Origin of the sequence: Flavobacterium sp. J27, assembly GCF_004303025.1 — a bacterium.
Lineage (GTDB): Bacteria > Bacteroidota > Bacteroidia > Flavobacteriales > Flavobacteriaceae > Flavobacterium.
This window is the reverse complement of record NZ_PJQW01000001.1, coordinates 410,067-429,046: the sequence shown is the minus strand read 5'-3', so window position 1 is coordinate 429,046 and position 18,980 is coordinate 410,067. Positions and strand designations below refer to the sequence as shown.

15 protein-coding genes are annotated in these 18,980 nt (G+C 27.7%); 13 read left to right on the top strand and 2 right to left on the bottom strand.

Features of this window, described 5'->3' with window-relative positions; genetic code table 11:
• Positions 1 to 26 precede the first annotated feature (26 nt).
• The 9 genes from CX675_RS01750 (at position 27) to CX675_RS01710 (ending at position 9,662) form a co-directional block, all read left to right on the top strand.
• The gene (locus CX675_RS01750; protein WP_130733492.1) at positions 27 to 419 is read left to right on the top strand and encodes a hypothetical protein; all 393 of its coding nucleotides are present in this window, start codon (positions 27 to 29) and stop codon (positions 417 to 419) included.
• Positions 420 to 510: 91 nt separating this feature from the next.
• On the top strand, positions 511 to 1,656 hold the full coding sequence (locus tag CX675_RS01745) for a hypothetical protein (RefSeq protein ID WP_130733491.1): 1,146 nt from the start codon (positions 511 to 513) through the stop codon (positions 1,654 to 1,656).
• A gap of 99 nt (positions 1,657 to 1,755) precedes the next feature.
• Positions 1,756 to 2,664, top strand: a complete 909-nt coding sequence (locus CX675_RS01740) for a nucleotidyltransferase domain-containing protein (RefSeq protein WP_165395953.1) — start codon at positions 1,756 to 1,758, stop codon at positions 2,662 to 2,664.
• The gene (locus tag CX675_RS01735; RefSeq protein ID WP_130733489.1) at positions 2,657 to 4,111 is read left to right on the top strand and encodes a radical SAM protein; all 1,455 of its coding nucleotides are present in this window, start codon (positions 2,657 to 2,659) and stop codon (positions 4,109 to 4,111) included. Before CX675_RS01740 ends, CX675_RS01735 begins: the two co-directional genes overlap by 8 nt.
• A complete protein-coding gene (locus CX675_RS01730) occupies positions 4,101 to 4,877 on the top strand; it encodes a class I SAM-dependent methyltransferase (RefSeq protein ID WP_130733488.1) in 777 nt (258 codons plus the stop codon). The genes CX675_RS01735 and CX675_RS01730 overlap by 11 nt, the downstream gene beginning before the upstream one ends.
• Positions 4,874 to 6,244 carry a B12-binding domain-containing radical SAM protein gene (locus CX675_RS01725; RefSeq protein WP_130733487.1) on the top strand — a complete coding sequence of 457 codons (1,371 nt, stop codon included), beginning with the start codon at positions 4,874 to 4,876 and terminating at the stop codon, positions 6,242 to 6,244. The genes CX675_RS01730 and CX675_RS01725 overlap by 4 nt, the downstream gene beginning before the upstream one ends.
• Before the next feature lie 3 nt (positions 6,245 to 6,247).
• Positions 6,248 to 7,366, top strand: a complete 1,119-nt coding sequence (locus tag CX675_RS01720; RefSeq protein ID WP_130733486.1) for a hypothetical protein — start codon at positions 6,248 to 6,250, stop codon at positions 7,364 to 7,366.
• Positions 7,366 to 8,112, top strand: a complete 747-nt coding sequence (locus CX675_RS01715) for a glycosyltransferase family 2 protein (RefSeq protein ID WP_130733485.1) — start codon at positions 7,366 to 7,368, stop codon at positions 8,110 to 8,112. Before CX675_RS01720 ends, CX675_RS01715 begins: the two co-directional genes overlap by 1 nt.
• A complete protein-coding gene (locus CX675_RS01710) occupies positions 8,109 to 9,662 on the top strand; it encodes a glycosyltransferase family 87 protein (protein ID WP_130733484.1) in 1,554 nt (517 codons plus the stop codon). The genes CX675_RS01715 and CX675_RS01710 overlap by 4 nt, the downstream gene beginning before the upstream one ends.
• 48 nt (positions 9,663 to 9,710) lie before the next feature.
• On the opposite strand, the gene CX675_RS01705 is transcribed toward CX675_RS01710, so the two are convergent.
• On the bottom strand, positions 9,711 to 11,156 hold the full coding sequence (locus tag CX675_RS01705) for a glycosyltransferase family 39 protein (RefSeq protein ID WP_205728588.1): 1,446 nt from the start codon (positions 11,154 to 11,156) through the stop codon (positions 9,711 to 9,713).
• A 221-nt stretch (positions 11,157 to 11,377) separates the two neighbouring features.
• Here CX675_RS01705 and CX675_RS01700 point away from each other — a divergent pair, with 221 nt between their 5' ends.
• Genes CX675_RS01700 through CX675_RS01685 form a run of 4 tightly spaced genes read left to right on the top strand, consistent with a single transcriptional unit; the run spans position 11,378 to position 15,600 of the window.
• Positions 11,378 to 12,253, top strand: a complete 876-nt coding sequence (locus CX675_RS01700) for a hypothetical protein (protein WP_130733482.1) — start codon at positions 11,378 to 11,380, stop codon at positions 12,251 to 12,253.
• Entirely contained in the window at positions 12,250 to 13,413 is a 1,164-nt protein-coding gene (locus CX675_RS01695) for a hypothetical protein (RefSeq protein WP_165395952.1), read from the top strand. The genes CX675_RS01700 and CX675_RS01695 overlap by 4 nt, the downstream gene beginning before the upstream one ends.
• On the top strand, positions 13,410 to 14,933 hold the full coding sequence (locus tag CX675_RS01690; protein WP_130733480.1) for a radical SAM protein: 1,524 nt from the start codon (positions 13,410 to 13,412) through the stop codon (positions 14,931 to 14,933). The genes CX675_RS01695 and CX675_RS01690 overlap by 4 nt, the downstream gene beginning before the upstream one ends.
• 10 nt (positions 14,934 to 14,943) lie before the next feature.
• Positions 14,944 to 15,600 (top strand): methyltransferase, encoded by a 657-nt coding sequence (locus CX675_RS01685; RefSeq protein WP_130733479.1) that lies wholly within the window; start codon positions 14,944 to 14,946, stop codon positions 15,598 to 15,600.
• Positions 15,601 to 15,717: 117 nt separating this feature from the next.
• Here the strand turns inward: CX675_RS01685 and CX675_RS01680 are convergent, their stop codons facing one another.
• The gene (locus CX675_RS01680; RefSeq protein ID WP_130733478.1) at positions 15,718 to 18,963 is read right to left on the bottom strand and encodes a T9SS type A sorting domain-containing protein; all 3,246 of its coding nucleotides are present in this window, start codon (positions 18,961 to 18,963) and stop codon (positions 15,718 to 15,720) included.
• Positions 18,964 to 18,980: the final 17 nt, after the last annotated feature.

The window sequence follows — 18,980 nt, the reverse complement described above, 5'->3', positions numbered from 1 at the left end:
TTTTAGCATCTTACTATAAAATTGCTATGAAAAATTTTTTAAGGTTATTGGTCATTGTTGCTCTATTTCAAAGTTTTCAATGTGAAAAAGAGGCAAATAAAACCAGTAAAACAACTGACTTTGAAACTTTACAAAAACAAAAACAACACATTAAAGATTATGTTGCATCCTTTGAATGCAATGAGGAAATTGGCTGTGATTTTATGGCATTTGGATCTAAACCTTGTGGCGGTCCTTGGGAATATTTAATTTATTCAAATGAGGTAGATATTACTTATCTAACTACTATGGTAAATCAATACAATCAAGACGAAGCAAATTACAATATACAGTATCACATTTTTTCAGATTGCGCTGTGGTTAACCCTCCAAACAACGTTGGTTGTGTTGATGGTGTTTGCACAATAATTCAACAATAAAAATCGTTTTTATGATGAATAAAGAAATTTTCTATTAATTTGTTCTTTTAACTTTGAATAGTATTTCTCAATATCATAATAAAAATCGCTAATGAACATCGCTTTTAAAATACTATTCTTTTTGCTAATTTCATGGCAAATACCTGCTCAAAATACTTATTTTTTAGAAGGAAAATTAGGTAAGTCTATTATTTACATGGAGATAACTGAATATGATAACAATTATATTGAGGGTAATTATTTTTATCAAACATCTTTAAAAGATATTCGACTGAACGGTAAATACAACGAAGACTCCTACACACTTTACTTTGGGAATGACTACGGTGAAGATTTTTTTGAAGAAAAATTTGAGTTAGTTAAAAAAGAGTCAAACTTCAAAGGAAAATGGAAAAACAAAGCTGGAAAATCAATTAATATTACATTAAGAACAATAGATTTTGATAGGTTTAAGAAAACATTTTCAACTGAAATAGAGGAAGATTTGAGTTTGGTTAAATTGAATTATCTTCATTTTATACAAGACTCGATTACAATTCATAAAAATCAAGAAATAATTTGGTTCAAAGAAACACATTGCGAAGTTCCATTTTTTAGATTAGGCAATACTTTTTCTGAAGAAATTAAAAACAAAATAAACCCTATATTAACTTCTAAGCACAACAAATTGGTTTTAAATCAATTGGGCTGTTCATCTCCATTTAATTATAATACTGGAACAGGAATTGAGTATACTACTACTCTTTCCTATTTAACGGAAGATCTTTTAGGATTTCATATCTTCTCGTCATATTTTTGCGGTGGTGCGCATCCAGATTTTGGCGGCGAAGGAAATCTAATTGATTTACAAACAGGTAAAGAATTTACTTTGGACGAAATTATCGCTTTTGATACTTCCGTTACCGTATATAGTGAAAAGAATTTCAGTCGGTTTGCAGCGTACAGAAATACTTACTTTGCTCCAAAGTTATTTGAAATTATCAATCTAAAAGAAAACTTTGAAACTCCAAAAGAAGAAAAAGAAGAAGAAAAAGAAGAAGAAAATGAGGAAGGAGAAGGGTTTTGTAATTATACAGCTATTACTATTTGGGAATTCCCAGAATGGAACTTTACTGAAAAAGGAATTGAATTTACACCAACATTTGCTAGGTTTGCCAGAAATTGCCAACAACCATTCTTAGTAGAATTTGAAAAAATCAAAACCTATAAAAATCCAAAATTCCCATATGACTTTTGAGACAAGTCTTACATAGAATATGTTAATTTATTATTTTAATGTATTTGAATTAGTAATTTTGGTACAAACAAAACAAACAACACTATAAAAGAAACAAACTTGAAAACTTTAAAACCTCTTTTATATTTTTCAATTTTTAATCATCCTTTAAAGAAGGAAGAAGTCTATTTATATTCTTCTCTTAAAGACCTAAAATCGGTTTCTGATGAATTAGAAACCGCTATATCTAAAGGAATCATTGAAAAAACAGAAGATTTTTACCATACTCACCTTTCCAAAGAAGCCATAGAAAAAAGAAAAAAAGGGAATAAAAATGCTGAAATTGCGCTTATTAAAGCACAGAAAAGAGCACAATTTATTACTCGATTTTTCCCTTTCATTGAAGGAATAGCTATTTCTGGATCTCTTTCAAAAGGGTATTTTGATAAAAATAGTGACGTAGATTATTTTATTATCACTAAACCCAATCACCTTTGGACTTGTAGAACATTTTTAATTTTATATAAAAAACTATTTCTTCTAAATTCAAAAAAATATTTCTGCATGAATTATTTTCTTTCTTCTGCTTATTTAGAAATTGAAGAAAAAAACATCTTTACAGCTACAGAAATTGCCACATTAATTCCTTTGCATGGAGATCAAATTTTTAAAGATTTTTTCGACAAAAACAGTTGGTATAAAGATTTTATCCCTAACAAGTCAACAAATATTGAAACTATTTTACCTTTACAAAAAAACAAATTAAATCGTTTTTCTGAAAAGATATATTCTGGAAGTTTTGGAGATTTCATTGAAAAAGTTTCTTATAATTTTACCCTCAGCTTTTGGAAACTAAAATTTAGAAAAAAAATGTTACCAGAAGACTTTGCATTAGCTTTTAAATCTTCTAAAAAAGTATCTAAACATCATCCCTCTAATTTTCAAAAAAGAGTAATTGATACTTTAAATAACAAATACGATTTCATTAAAGAAAACTTTCAAATAGATATTCCCAAAGAACATGTCTAAAATTCTTTTTTCTCATTCATATTATTATAAACTAGACCCAAAACAGTGGAAAAATAAATCTCCATACCCTCCTCTAGGCACCTTATATGCTGCCTCTTTAATGAGGAGTAAAGGATACAAAGTTAATTTGTTTGATACTAATTTATTAGATTCACCAAGAGCGATTCAAACCAAACTTAAACAAGAAAAATTTCAGTATTTAGTTATTTATGACGACGGGTTTAATTATTTAACCAAAATGTGTCTTACTAATATGAGAGATGCTTGTTTTGAGATGATTCATATTGGCAAACAAAACAATTGTACTGTTATTGTTAGCAGTTCAGATGCCACAGATCATTATGACCTATACCTACAAAATGGAGCCGATTATATCATTCAAGGTGAAGGAGAAATAACATTAGCCGAATTAATTCATTCTTTAGAAAATAAAAATCCGATTGAAAGCGTAAAAGGGGTGGTTTTTACAAAAGAAGATCAAGTTCAAGTCAATCCACCTCGTCCTGTATTACAAGATTTAGATGAATTACCATTACCCGCTTGGGATTTAATAAACATAAACGCATATAAAGAAATTTGGGATCAAGGTACGCAAGAATTTACATTAAACATTGCCACTACCAGAGGTTGTCCATACAAATGTAATTGGTGTGCCAAACCTATTTATGGCAATCGATATAATGCCCATTCGCCTGAATATATTGTAAACGAAATTATCTATTTACAGAATGAATTTGGTGTAAAAAGATTTTGGATGTGTGATGATATTTTTGGATTAAAACCAAATTGGGTACAAGAATTTAATCGGAAATTACAGAAAAGAAACGTTCAGATACGTTATTTTATTCAAAGTCGAGTTGATTTATTATTAAAAGAAGATACCATAGACGCATTAGCGGCATCAGGATTAGAAGAAGTTTGGGTGGGTGCAGAAAGTGCTTCTCAAAAGATATTAGACGCTATGGATAAAGGCACAAAAGTATCTGAAATTTATGATGCAACACATTTACTGAAACAAAAAAACATACGAGTAGCCTTCTTTCTTCAATTTGGTTATTTAACTGAAACCCAAGAAGACATTCAAAAAACAATTCGAATGGTAAAGGAACTGTTACCTGATAATATTGGGATTTCGGTATCTTATCCTTTGCCAGGCACAAAATTTTATGAAAAAGTAAAAAATGATTTACAATTGAAGGCTAATTGGAAAGATTCAGATGATTTAGATGTTATGTTTCAAAGCACATATTCTTCAAATTATTATAGAAAATTACAACGTTTTGTGCACAAAGAATACAGAAAAAGTCAGGGCTTTTATCATATAAAAACCCTATTTCAATCGCGCATTACACTCTTAAAATTAAAAGCAATTGCAAAATTAATCTATTATATTCCGAGCACTCTTTTAGACAAAATTATCTTGAAAATACTACAAAATGGACGCTAGTTTTGACATAGCTGCTGTAAATTACGACCAATCGTTTACCCATACATTGATAGGTAAATTACAACGTAGAGTCGTTTATAAAATTATATCTCCTCATCTATCTTCCGTAAAAGATATTTTTGAAATTAATTGTGGTACGGGTGAAGATGCGCTTTGGTTTGCTTCACAAAAATTTAATGTGGTAGCAACCGATATTTCTGAAAAAATGATTGCTATTGCTAAAACAAAAAATCAGTATCAAAACCTTGACTTTTCAACATTAGACATCACAACCATTTCTAGCTTTGATAAAGAAAAAAAACAAGATTTATTATTTTCAAATTTTGGAGGATTAAACTGTTTATCTCCAGATGAGTTGTCTTCATTTTTTAAAACAGCTCCTGATTTTTTAAAAGAAAAAGGCAAATTAATTTTAGTTTTAATGCCTAAAAACACCTTGTGGGAACAATTCTATTTTTTTACAAAAGGAAAATTTAATACTATTTTTAGAAGAAAAAAAAAGATAGTATATGCTAATGTTGATGGAGAAAATGTACCTACCTATTACTATAACCCAAAAGAAATTGTACATTTAACAAAAGAAAAATTTAAATGTATTGAATATAAGCCCATTGGTTTTTTCATACCGCCGTCTTATTTAGAACCCTTTTTTAAAAATAGAAAGTGGTTTCTAAATTTTTTGAATCTAATGGAAAATAGCATTCAAAAGTTACGGTTTCTTTCTAAATATGCAGATCATTATATTATAATTCTACAAAAATTATGAGTATTTTATTCACACATGCGTATTATTTATCTGATGACCCTAAAGAACAGAAGATAATGAAACCTTACCCTCCATTGGGTTTGTTGTATGTGTCTGCTTATTTAAAAAGCAAGCAACTCGATAATATCGTTTTTGATACAACTTTTACCTCTCAAAAAGAGCAACTTCAATTTATTGAAGAAAAACAATCAAAAATTATTTGTATTTATACTAATTTAATGACCAAAATTGAGGTTGTTAAACTCCTTAAGATTTTAAAAACAGAGTTGTTTGGTTTTCCCAAAATAATCCTTGGTGGACCAGATGTTTCCTACAATATTGAAAATTATCTAAAATCTGGTGCTGATTTTTTAGTTATTGGCGAAGGAGAAGAAACCACTTATGAATTGTGTGATGCCATACTACACAATAAAAATTACCATACGATTGATGGTATTGCTTTTCTAGAAAATGATATCGTAATTCAAATGCCAAGCAGAAAAAAATTTAGAGAATTAGACGAATTACCTTTACCCAATAGAGAAGCTATTAATATGCAACTCTACTTAGACACTTGGAAAAAAAATAACGGCCAAAGTTCGATGACGATTTCCACTCAAAGAGGTTGCCCTTACACTTGCAAATGGTGTAGTACTGCTGTTTATGGCCAAAGCTACAGAAGAAGACCCGCACATCAAGTAGCCACAGAGATGAAACTATTAAAAGACAAGTATGCACCAGATGCCATTTGGTTTGTAGATGATGTTTTTACCGTAAGTCATAAATGGTTGCTTGCTTTAAAAGAAGAAGTACTCTTACAAGACGCTGTAATTCCATTTGAATGCATTACAAGAGCCGAACGATTAAACGATGAAATATTAGCTGTTTTAAAAGAAATAGGTTGTTTTAGAATTTGGATTGGTGCAGAAAGTGGTTCTCAAAAAATAATTGATTTAATGGATCGACGCGTGGATGTGAATGTGGTTAAGGAAGCCATTCAAAAAACAAATAGTTTAGGCATTGAAACAGGCACTTTTATTATGCTGGGTTATCCTGGAGAAACAGAAGAAGACATTACTAAAACCATACATTATTTAAAAGAAGCCAACCCCACCCATTACACTATTACGGTTGCTTATCCTATTAAAGGAACTTCGCTATATAACGAAGTAGAACATAAAATAACAAAAGCCCCAGATTGGAAAACCTCAACGGATAGAGATATTGATTTTGAACGGACTTATTCCAGAAAATTCTACGATTATGCTGTTTCAAAAGTGGTCAATGAAGTAGAATTTTATAAAAAGAAAAATACGAATGTAATACAAGCTTTAAAACACAAATTAAAGGCCGTTTTAGCGAATGGTTTGATGATTTTAAATAGGTAATTTATGAAAAAATATATTTATACACTTTTAATTTTAATTAACTTTTCTTGTACGAATGACTCCTATACAGATTTAATCGAAACCGACACCTCAATAAATCTAAAATGGAATAAAGCTTATCCTGATGATTCAATTGATAAATCATTAATAGGTTTAAAATGGGCATTATCATACATTGGTGCACTATTACCAACATCAACTAATGGTTTTATTGTAAATAATAATACCATCACTATTGATATTGAAAAATTAGGTTTCAACCAAAATGCTATTGAAAAACTTTTAAAATTATCTGATAAAATTAAAAACACCGATGAATATAAAACAAACAATAACATTGATCTAGGTAGATATATTACTTTATTAATAGGTGCTTCTGAACATTATTATGAGATTACGGGAGTTCCAAATACACTAAATGAAATCCTTACTAAATATACATTATTACCTCAAAAAGGATACATAAATAATTCTGGAGTTTCCTTAGAACACCGTATCATTCAATTTTCTGAACAAAATGGTTTTAATCAATTATTTTTCTGTCAAGAAATTGATTCAATTACGCAAGATATTTATGAATATGAAACTATTGAGCTATTAAACAATGGGCAATTACGTTTTGGTATTTTTGATCAAAATGGGATAAGAAAAAATAGTGTAGATGCTTCTCACACTAATGCTGGAAAACCTGCTAAATGCATGTGGTGTCATGAATCTACTATTCAACAAATGTATTTATCCCAAAATAATTATAATGGTTATTTAACCTTCTCAGATTTTCAAAATACCTTAATCAATTATCGAGAAAGCAATACAACTTTAAAATTCAGCCTCATTGATGGTGTCGATTTTTCACAAACACAACAACATACTTATACAGAATTACTATATATTTCTTTCATGGAACCATCGTCTGAAAGATTAAGTATAGAATGGAATTTGCCACTTTCTCAAGTTCAAAATTTATTATCCAATTTTTCAACTCATACATATCCAGAGTTTCCTTTTTTGGGTATCTTATATGATAGAAATGAAATTGAAAGTGTAGCTCCTTTTCAAGGTTTATCAATTTCAACATCGGTAAGAGAAGCGTCAACGGTAGAAGTAAATCATTTAGAATAATGTTCAATTCAAAAAAAATAATAGTTATTCTTCCAGCTTACAATGCAGCTAAAACCCTTCAAAAAACATATGAAGAGATACCTTTTGAAATTGTCGATGAAGTTATTTTAACAGATGATTTCAGTAATGATGATACAATTCAAGTTGCTAAAAAAATTGGTATACAATATATTATTCAACATAATAAAAACAAAGGCTATGGTGCCAACCAAAAAACATGCTACAAAAAAGCAATAGAATTAAATGCTGATATTATTCTAATGTTACATCCAGATTATCAATATACGCCAAAGTTAATCCCAGCCATGGTTACTTTAGTGGCTAATGATTTGTATGATGTGGTTTTAGGCTCCCGAATTTTAAGCAAGGGCGCATTAAAGGGTGGTATGCCTTTTTATAAATATGTTTCTAATCGCATATTAACTTTGATTCAGAATATCCTAATGAATCAAAAATTATCGGAATACCACACGGGGTTTCGCTGTTTTAATGCTAAAATTCTAAATAAAATAGATTTTAGCAGCAATTCTGATGACTTCGTTTTTGACAATGAAATTTTAGCGCAATGTTGTTTTATAAATGCAAGAATTGGTGAAATTTCATGTCCCGCAAAGTATTTTGAAGACGCTTCTTCCATAGATTTTAAAAGAAGTGTTACTTATGGTTTAGGTGTTTTAAGAGTTTCTTTTTCTTATTTTTTTCAAAAGACTAGTCTTATAAAATTTCGTTTATTTAAAAAAATATGAAATCAGTTATAGCAAAATATTTTAATATAATTCCATTGCTTTTTCTTTGTCTATTTTACATTGTAAAAGCAATCCATTTTCCTATTCATGATTTTGCAAATTACTATTTTGGTGCTCACTTTTTAATTGATGGTAAATTCAATTCGACTATCTATTTACCATACGAATTCAATAAAGCAATTTCTGACATAGGATATCAAAATATATTTGTGAGTTATGCCCCAAACACACCATTTTTAGCACTATTTTTTACACCATTAAATTTATTTTCTGTAGCTACAGCTAAAATTATTTTTAATCTTTTTTCTTCAACTTTATTAAGTATAAGTTGCATAAGAATATTTAAATTTTACAACCTCAACTTAAAATATTTATTTTTAATTCCTTTCGCATTTTTTGTACCTATAAAAAACAACATACTATTTGGTCAAGTATATTTCTTATTGTTTTTCCTCTTATCTGAAACCTTACTTTCTTATGAAAAGAAACAATTTAAAAAAACAGCTTTCTATTTAAGTTTTGCTATTGCATTTAAAGTTTTTCCAATTATTTTCATTTTCTTTTTCTTATTTAAAAAAGAATTTAAACTAGTTCTTTACGCTATTCTTTTTGGAATTTTATTTTTATCCATTTCAATTTTATGTTCTGGAATAGATGTTTGGTTATTCTTTATCTCTTCGGTTTTACCCAAAGCATCTAATGGTGAAATCGCAAATTCTTTTGTAGATAACTACCAATCAGTTTTTATGTTTTTAAAACGAATGTTTGTGTTTGATACAATTGAAAACCCAAAACCTCTTTTTCATGTATCTAGGTATTTTCCCTTTTTACTTTTAGCATTCAAATTCGGGCTTATATCACTTGGATATTTCATTACAAGGAGCTGTAAAAACAATTTGCATGTATTCAGCTTTTGGATTTTAGCTAGCATTCTGTTTTCACCTTATGGAAGTACATATTCTTTTATAGTAATGTTATTCCCTCTTATTACTTTCCTTTTAAGTAAAATTTCAGTTTTAAAAAAAATAATTTTGGGAGCAATTTTGTTTTTTATAAATAATTTTTCTGTGTCTTTTTTTATTGAAAAAACTTTCCCTTTTTCATTTTTAAGACTATTTTTATTGGTTGCTTTTTCTTTATTGTTTCTAATATATTTTTTTAAGAAATCTACTTTAGTCAAGTCTTTTGCTGTAAGTTTTTTTATATTACTTATAGGAAGTTTTTTTAAACAAGAAACCTTAGAAAAAAACAAACCTCTTTTAGCTGAAAAAACACCCATTTTAATTTATGATTATACTGTAAATGATAACCAATTGACCTATTTCTATTGGAATGAAAAAGGAGAAAACAAAAAAAGCATCCCCTTCAAAGTAGCTACATGGAAAGAACTTGATATAAAAAATGAGCAAGTTTTTTATGATAATAAACAACTTACTTTTGATAAAAACAACAAAGCAAAACCATTATTAATAAATAATACAGAAGTTATTTTTCTTTCAGATGAAGGGAGAGGAATTGGTTTTTATAACTTAAGAAAGATTGAATTATAATTAAATTCTAGGTTATTATAAATTAAAAAACTGCAACTCTTTTTATGACTAATATTTTTTTGTACATGTAAAAACTACATGACCATAAAACTCTTTTTTATCAACAATTCCATTAATTTTAAGATTATTAATGTCTTTTGAAAAACCTCCGGTATATAATAAAACAAAAACTTTATCATTTGTCAAAAGTTCTTTATTGATATATTCTTCAATTATTTTATTGCTAGGTCTCAAAACAACAATATCTATTTTTTTATTATCAGCAAGTTGATTGAAATAATATAGATAATAGGTTTTTCTTCTAATTGAAAGATTTAAATCTCCTCTATTTTTTAATAGATATTCTTTCGGACTACTTTCCCATGGTTCTCCAATGATAATCACTTTTGTGTTTTTATCTTTTAGGTTTTCTGCAACATAATCGACAGTTTGTCTCCAATTCTCTCTATCTGATTTGTAATGCACAAACCCTTGATTTACAACAATTAAAATTCCAAAAAGCAACAAAATACTTTTCTGATATTCTGAAATTTTAAAAAAACTACAAATTAAAATAGAAAACGCTAAAAGAATAATTGGAATTAAAAAAATATAATGTCTATATGAAAACAAATAAGGTATAAAAGGTGATAGAAATAAAACACCAAATGAGAAAACGCCAAGCTTAACAATGATTTTATTAACTTTTTTTAGTAAAACAAAATTTTTTAGTAAAACAAAGCTACTATAAAAATAAATTAAAATCATTAGTATTGAAAAATATTTTCCAATAATTGAATACCCAAAAAACAGCATTGGTATTATACTTTTTAAAATTGCCCATTTTTGATGTATAATCATTGATTTATCTAAATGAAAGAAGAATAAAAAGTTATTCATCCAGAGTAAACCTAAAGCTAGTAATAACAAAATTGATACTAAAATTTTTTTTAGAAAAAACAAATCTGATCTAAATTCAAAAATTAATATAGAATATAAAATACAACTAAAAAGTATTCCTGTATAATGAGTGTAAGATGCTAAAAGTGAAAAAAAAGTAAAAAGTAAAATGAATCTACTTTTATTTTCCTCTTTTTTACATTGAAGTAAATCTATAAAAGTTAATAATTGTAAACTAATTAAAAGAAGTAACAATCCATATGCTCTAGCTTCTTGAGCAAAAAAAAGAAAACCATAACTTGTTAAAATAAACAACAAAAGATAAAACCAAGTATCATTATTAAATCTTTTTTTTATTCCGTTTATTAAAATAAAAGAAGCTAACAAGACAAAAATAACCGAAGGTAAGCGAATCCAAAATTCTGTTGCAGGAATTATTTTTAACCACAATCTCAAAAAAAAATAATATAATGGAGCATTCGAATCATATAATACCCAATTATTTAAAAACAAATCAAAATTAGGTTCTAAAGCAGCTGAAACAGAATATAACTCATCTTGAAAAAAACTTCTATAACCAATTTGATAAACTTTTACAAAAATTGAAACTATCACAAAAATCACAAGTAAAAACTTATTTATTATCTTTATTCTTGGATAGATAAAGTTCATTTTTTTTATTTCAAATATATATATAGTTTCGTAATTTTTAAATAAAAAAACAATTGAAATTATATACTAATTTGCTTATATAATTAAAAACAACAAAAAGTAATATTTTTATATCGTTAAAGACAGAGAAATAGATATTATACCTTTATAAAAACTAAATCAAAATGAATCTATTGAAAATCAGAAAATTAAAAGAATACCAACCAGTCTCCTTTAATGAAAAAGTAATTATACTTTTTAAAATATTTATTGCTAATGATTGGGTAAACTGTAATTTAAATCAGGTGTTATATGAACCAATGATTGTTCAAATTTCATTTTCTAAAGATATTGAAGATCACGATTTAAATACAAATTCATTGAAACTTTACTCATTCATCAATCATAACAAAGTCAATGCAATACTAGGTTTAAAATACATTAGAAGTATAGAAATAGAATCTGATAAAATATACTTATTTGAAGTAATAAATGCAAAGCTGCATCTTAATCTCATAAAAAGAATTTATTTAAAAAGAATTTATAATTTAAGTCAAAGAAAAAAATCTAATTTTTTTAATGAATTTAATTTTGATATTTATAAAAAATTAGTTGCGCTTTTCAGTATTCCAAAACAAGTATGGTTAGTTTCGATATTTAATCAAAAAGAAAATCATTTTCCTATAGATTTATGTGCAATTAAAAAAAACCACATTACAATTGGAGTTCGAAATACAAATCAATCTATTAATGAATTAAAAATTGGAAATACTTTTTTTTTAAGTCAGCCAGCTGCTGAAGATTATAAACAAGTATATTCATTGGGAAAATTTATTTGCAAAAAAGAAAAAATTAATACTCTTAAAATTAATGATATTATATTACCAAATATTATATTAAAATATTTTGAATTATCGTTGGTTTCAAAAATAGAATTTGAAAATCAATCTATCTATATCTCTAAAATTATTAATGAAAAAAAAATTAACCAATTAAAAAAACCTTTATATCATTTACATAAAATTTGGCTTTTAAATAATTCGAAATATAAAATAATTTGAACAATAAATTAAAAAAGTTAAGCAAAAGACTATATACAATTTTAACAAATTCATTAAAACAAACTATCAATCAAATTTTTGGATTGAGTTTGTCTTTATATATAATTCATTTCTACTCTAAAGATTTATGGGGTAATTTTGTTACATATTTTTTATACTCAAGTATTATACTATTAATTTTAAATTGGGGAAATAAAGAATACTTATTAAGAGATTTTAGCAAAGCACCAAATAAAATTATTTATAATTTTTATTTAAATTTTAATACAAGATTTATTTTACTTATACCATTTACTATTATTACATTCCTATTTTTCTCAATTACTGAAGCTTCAATCCTTTTTTTATGGTTTATTAGTGGATTCATTTCACAATCTTTAGAAGTTTTTTGGATTTACAAAAAAGACTTTCTTAAAGCAATATTAATTGAAATAATTTCTTTTATAATTTTAACTGCAACATTGTTTTTACATCCAGATTTAAATAGTATTCAATTATTATTTTTTTATTCTTTTTATCAATTTATTAGAGCTTTATTATACATAAGGATAAATTTTATTGAATTAAAAAAAAATCATTTTACTACAAATAAAATTATCTTATTTTCATCTTTATCTTTTTTCCTCTTAAACTTAATTGGTTTCTTACAATCGAGAACTGATTTCTTAATAGTTACTTTTTTTGAAAAAAACGAGAATATTGCTATTTATCAAATTATTACTTCTTATTTTATTTTAATTCATTCGATTGCAACATTTATGATTTTACCATTTATAAAAAATTTATATCGCATAAAAATTAAATCTATGGAACTAATTCAAAGATATATATCAATTATTTCACCATTCATAGTAATAGCGAATCTATTTATTTTTCATTTAATTATAACTTATATTTATAAGTTCAAACTGGATTTCTACTTTTATTTATTAGGTTTTTTTATTACTTTACCACCTTATTTATATGCTGTCAAAATAATTCGTTTCTATAAGGAAAACAATCAAAAGTATATTTTAAATACTGGAATAAAAGCAATGATAATTAATTGTATAATATCCTTCTCATTATTATATTATGGATATGGAATAAAAGGAGCATTATTGGGTTCTGCCATTTCACAAATATTTACTACATATCAATATTTAAAATTCAAATTTTGAAACAATCCAAAATCATCCTATTCAACCCTAAAAGTGCTAATAGTAAGCATCGAATTCCGAATTCTATTTTACAAGTAGGAGCTTCCATTCATGGAAAATATGAGTATGTTTTTGTAGATGGAAATTTAGAGAAAAATCCGTGGCAAACCATTGAAAACTATTTAAAAACAGGCAAATTTAAATATTTTGGTTCTACCGTTATGCCTGGACCACAATTGCGTCAAGCGATTCCTTTTACAAAAAAAATCAAAGAACAATTTCCCCATATTGTTACCGTTTGGGGTGGTTATTTTGCTTCCAATCAATATAAAGTTTCTTTACAATCTGGATATGTGGACTATATTATTAATGGCCCTGGAGACAACACCTTTCCTGAATTAATCCACACCATAGAGAACAATCAAAAAGAAAACTTAATCCTCATTAAAAACTTAATTTTTAAAGACGATAAAGGTAAAATCGTAAAAACTGCTGTTGAAGCACTACTTGATCAAGATACTTTGCCAAAATTTCCTTATGAATATCTGAATACTTTTTATCCTGTAAGAAATTATTTAGCAAAAACGTTTATGGGTCATAAAACATTATCGTATCATTCTAGTATGGGATGCCCATTTTCCTGTTCTTTTTGTGCGGTTGTGCCCATATATAACGCCAAATGGAAAGGGATGTCTGCTCAAAGAATTTATGAAGATGTAATTTATTTTAAAGAGAAATACGATATTGACGCCATTGAATTTCATGACAACAATTTCTTCACTTCCAAGAAAAGAGTATTAGAATTTTCAGAATTAATTCTAAATGACAACATCAGTTATTGGGGAGAAGGACGCATAGATACTATTAACATGTATAGTGATGATGATTTAAAACTCATGCGAAAAGCCGGTTGCAAAATGATTTTTTTAGGTGCTGAAACGGGCAACGATTTAATTTTAAAACAAATGAACAAAGGCGGAACACAAACAGGACAAATGATTAAGGATTTTGTGCTTCGTATGAAAAATGCCGATATTATTCCCGAACTTTCTTTTGTATTAGGTATGCCAGCCAAAACAGAGCAAGAAGTGTACAAACAAATTTTATGGGATATTAATTTTATTAAAGAAATTAAAGTAATTAACCCAAACACTGAAATAATTATTTATCTATACAGTCCAGTTCCAACGGAAGGGTCAGAATTGTACCAACAAATTTTAGATGCTGGTTTTTCATTTCCCAAAAAACTAGAAGATTGGATCTCTCCTAGCTGGGAAAATTTTGACTTAAGAAAAAACCCTTTAACGCCTTGGTTAAAACCTTATATGATTGATACAATTAAAAACTTCGAAACAGTTTTAAATGGATATTATCCTACGGCTTCAGACTTTAGAATAAAAGGATATAAGAAACAATTACTAAAATTAGTTTCTGGTATTCGGTATAAAACCAATTTTTATCATTATCCTTACGAAATAAAAATACTTCATAAACTTTGGAAATACCGCCAACCTGAAATAGAAGGATTCTATTCAGAATGATACAAATCACATGAGAAATTTTATTAAAAAAATAACACACCCGTTTCTAAAATATGCTTTAAAAGTTTATTATTATAAGCCTAGAAAATATTATTATGATTCAATTTCCATTGAAATCCATCCAAAAGTTTTTCCTCCTCATTTAACCTTTAGTACTAAAATACTATTAGATTTTATTCAACCACTAGATTTAAAAGACAAGACGTTTTTAGAATTAGGCTGTGGAAGTGGTATTATTTCACTTTCAGCAGCAAAAAAAGGAGCTTCCGTTACTGCTACAGATATTAATCAAATTGCATTACTTTATTTAGAAAAAAACGCAAAAAAGAATCATCTCTCTATAACAATTTTAGAATCTGATTTATTTGACTCATTAGAAAAAAAATCGTTCGATTATATCATCATCAACCCTCCTTATTACCCTAAAAACCCTAAAAACATAGTAGAAAAAGCATGGTTTTGTGGAGCCAATTTTGAATATTTTGAAAAACTATTCCATCAATTGAAGCATCAAGTTCATTTTCAAAATACGCTTATGATTTTGTCTGAAGACTGTGCTATTGAAAGAATAAGTGACATCGCTCAAAAGTACCTCTTATCTTTTGAAACAGTCCTATTAAATGAAAATTTTGCTGAAAAAAATTACATTTACAGCATTAGTAAATAAATACATTTCGTGTAATTTCTAAAATGCTACAATATTTATATTGTTCTTCCATTTATTTCTGAAATAATTTCTAATTAATAAAAAAGGCTAACTTTTCAGTTAGCCTTTGTGACAAAATTAATTTTTAACGAGTTTCTTTACAAAACCCATCCCATTTATAGTGGTTATAGAGACCATATAAATGCCACCTTGATAACTAGAGGTGTCTAATTCTAATTTAGATGTATTTACTCTTTGATTACTGTAAATAATCTTTCCATCCATAGCTGTAATAATCACACTATTGATTATTGCCTTATCAGAAGCAATAGTCAATCTATCTGTTACTGGATTTGGAAATAATACTATTGACTCATTTAAAGTTTTCTCTTCAAAAATAGTTTTTTCAATAACTTTAGTTGTACTCATTTTACTAGTAGGAGTACAAACTTCAATTAATGCTGTTACTTCTGAACCCGCTTTTAAATGGGTATTAGGCTCAAAAACAATATAATCTCCTGCTTTCATCGTTACATTTTCACCATCTACTTCATAACTTGAATTTGCTTTTATCCAGTTTTCTGTTTTATAAACTATTGTAGGATTAGTTTCTGGAGTAGATAAGGTTAAATCAGCAGGGCAAGGATTGCTACTACAACTTGGATCGTTAACAGGTAAAACTTCAACTGTTAAAGTAGTGGTAACTGCTCCACATTGATTCACATTTGGTGTAAAAGTATAGGTAGTTGTTACCGTATTGTTTACTGCTGGTGACCAAGAACCGTCTATAAAATTAACAGAAGTGGTTGGTAATGTAATAATTCCTCCAAAACATATTGGAGCAATTGGATCAAATTCTGGAATAATCTTATCAGAAACAACTTCAATATTAGCATAAGTCTTTACTTCACAACCGTTACTATTTGTATGGGTGTAAGTGATCGTATGATTTCCTACACCAGCTATTGAAGCATCGAATGAATAAATTCCATTTGTATCTACCACTCCATTACCTGAAAAAATACCGTTTGAATTAATTCCAATTAAATAACTATTTAAATCGTTTACTGTAGTATTGTTACATACTTCATTGGGTAAGTCGAAAGAGCCTCCATTTAAAGAAATTAAACTTACATTATCAATATAGTATGTTCCGTTATTTGAATTATTACTATTCAAATTATTACCTGTAAAACACCCTGCAATAGCTGAAATAACAGGATTGGCATTACTTAAATAAGGAGCATTATCTAGTCCTCCTAAATACAAAAACCTTTCTCCTGCTGTTGCATCAGTTGTAAAAGTAAATACAATTTTTTGCCAACCATCTGTTTGAGTAGAAAAAGTATTATAGGTTCTAAACATATTAGTATTATAATTCGTTATTCCTCCATATCCTGCAATAGGAACAATCGTAGTACTTAAATAAGCTTGTATCTTATAAGCATTTGCTGCAAACTTATCGGCTAAAGACAAGTCAAAACTTAACTGATAAGTTGTATTAGGAACTAAAGGTGAATTTAAAGTAGTTCTAATACTTTCATAATAAGGATAAGGTAATGCCGGATGCTGAAACCCCGTACTTATAATCATACCTGCATACGCGTTATTTCCAGAAACATTATCTAATTCATATCCTCTTAGATTACATGGAACTTGAACAATTGAATTATTTGAATTTGCATGAAAATAATCAGGTGTTGCGTTATTTATAGGGTGCCATCCACAAGCATACTCTATACCTCCTAAATCATTTGGTAGCTGATTAGGAACCGTAAGCGTTTCAAAATCTCCGTTGCTAACTAAATCACAGCTAGAAGGAGCGCAAGAGTTGTTTTCGTAAACATAAACGTAAACGTAAGAAATATTTCCTTCTTGTCCTGAAATACTTACTGGAACATATCGCAACAAATGCAATCCTTCAACCATACTTGAGAACATTACTGTTGTACTATTTGAACCATTAGTTATTGGAATATTTGCTGTAGCGTCAAACACATCTTGTAAACATTCAAAAGTATTTGCATTAACATCGTTTGTTAATAAATTAGTTATGTAAATAGTACTACCAACATCTCCAGAAAATACATAGGTATTATTTAGAGTATTAGTACCGTCATTAGATCCTGCAACTCTATTTCCAGTAGTAATACTTCCTCCATAAGAAATATAACTATTAGCTACTATTGTATTATCACCATAAATATTGTTTAGAACATAACCAATGTCTGATAGAGTGTTTCTTTCTTCAGGTTTTAAAAACCGTTTCGTTGTGCCTAGTCCTGTTACATTACTCATAGTAAAATAGGTATTATTCCCTTGGTTGGGTAAAGCAATACATTGATCTTCAAAATGACTTAAACTACTACCTGATTCAAAACAATTAGGCGTATAAACAGGGGAAGTATTTGTTAGACCAACAAACTTAATGGCAGTTGAACAAGTGGTTTGATCTGTAACACAATTATTTTCATTTGGATGTAATATAGATGTATTTAATGCACCATTAAATGAATAATTATACATGGAACAACTTCCTGAGTTAACAATTAAATTTTGATTACCTACATCATTTTTTAATAAAGCATCATATCTAGTAAAATAATTATAGCCTATTCCTAAAGAAGATTCTCCATTATCATCGATTAAACTAGAAAAACCTAAAGCGTGCGTTACTTCGTGTAAGACGACTGAATACAAATCATATTGTTCAAAAGGAGAAGAATTCATTAGGTTTGTATTCCAAGAAAAATTATTAAAATTAAAAGCCATCATACCATGGTAAAAATTACCCGAAGAAGTTTGATTACTATTTGAAACCGTTAAAGGAAAAGTAAAAGTAGAATAAGAGTCATTTCCTAGAGTAATGGTTTTCCATATTTCATTATCTATAATACCACCAAAATTACTTGTTGCGTTATAAGGCATCGTATAAAAAGAAGTTGCTAAACCCAAAACATTAGAAGGAACATCTTGTAAATTATTTATATTTCTCACCCAAATTTTTACTTTAGTAGTATTTCCTATATCTTTTAAAGGAGTTACTATAAAATCGCTTAAGTCATGAAATACCTGACAAATTACTGCTTTCCTAGCGTCTTGTTGTGCTGTAGTTGCTGAGTTTCCAAACCAATTGTCTTCAAAATACAGCTCAAAAATTCCAGAATTACAAACTGACAAAGTACTTTTGTATGTAGTATTTTCTACCTTAACATCAGCGCCAGCTAATAAGTCTTTTAATTGATAGCTGTTTCCGTAATGGTCAAAAACGGTTTCAAAATAGCCGTTTGGGCTGTATTTTATTTCATCAACAGGAGAAATCTGCCCAAAAACAGTTTGTAGCATCAAGAATGCCAATAGGTTTATAAAAATAAGTTTTCTCATTATTTATATTTTTAAAG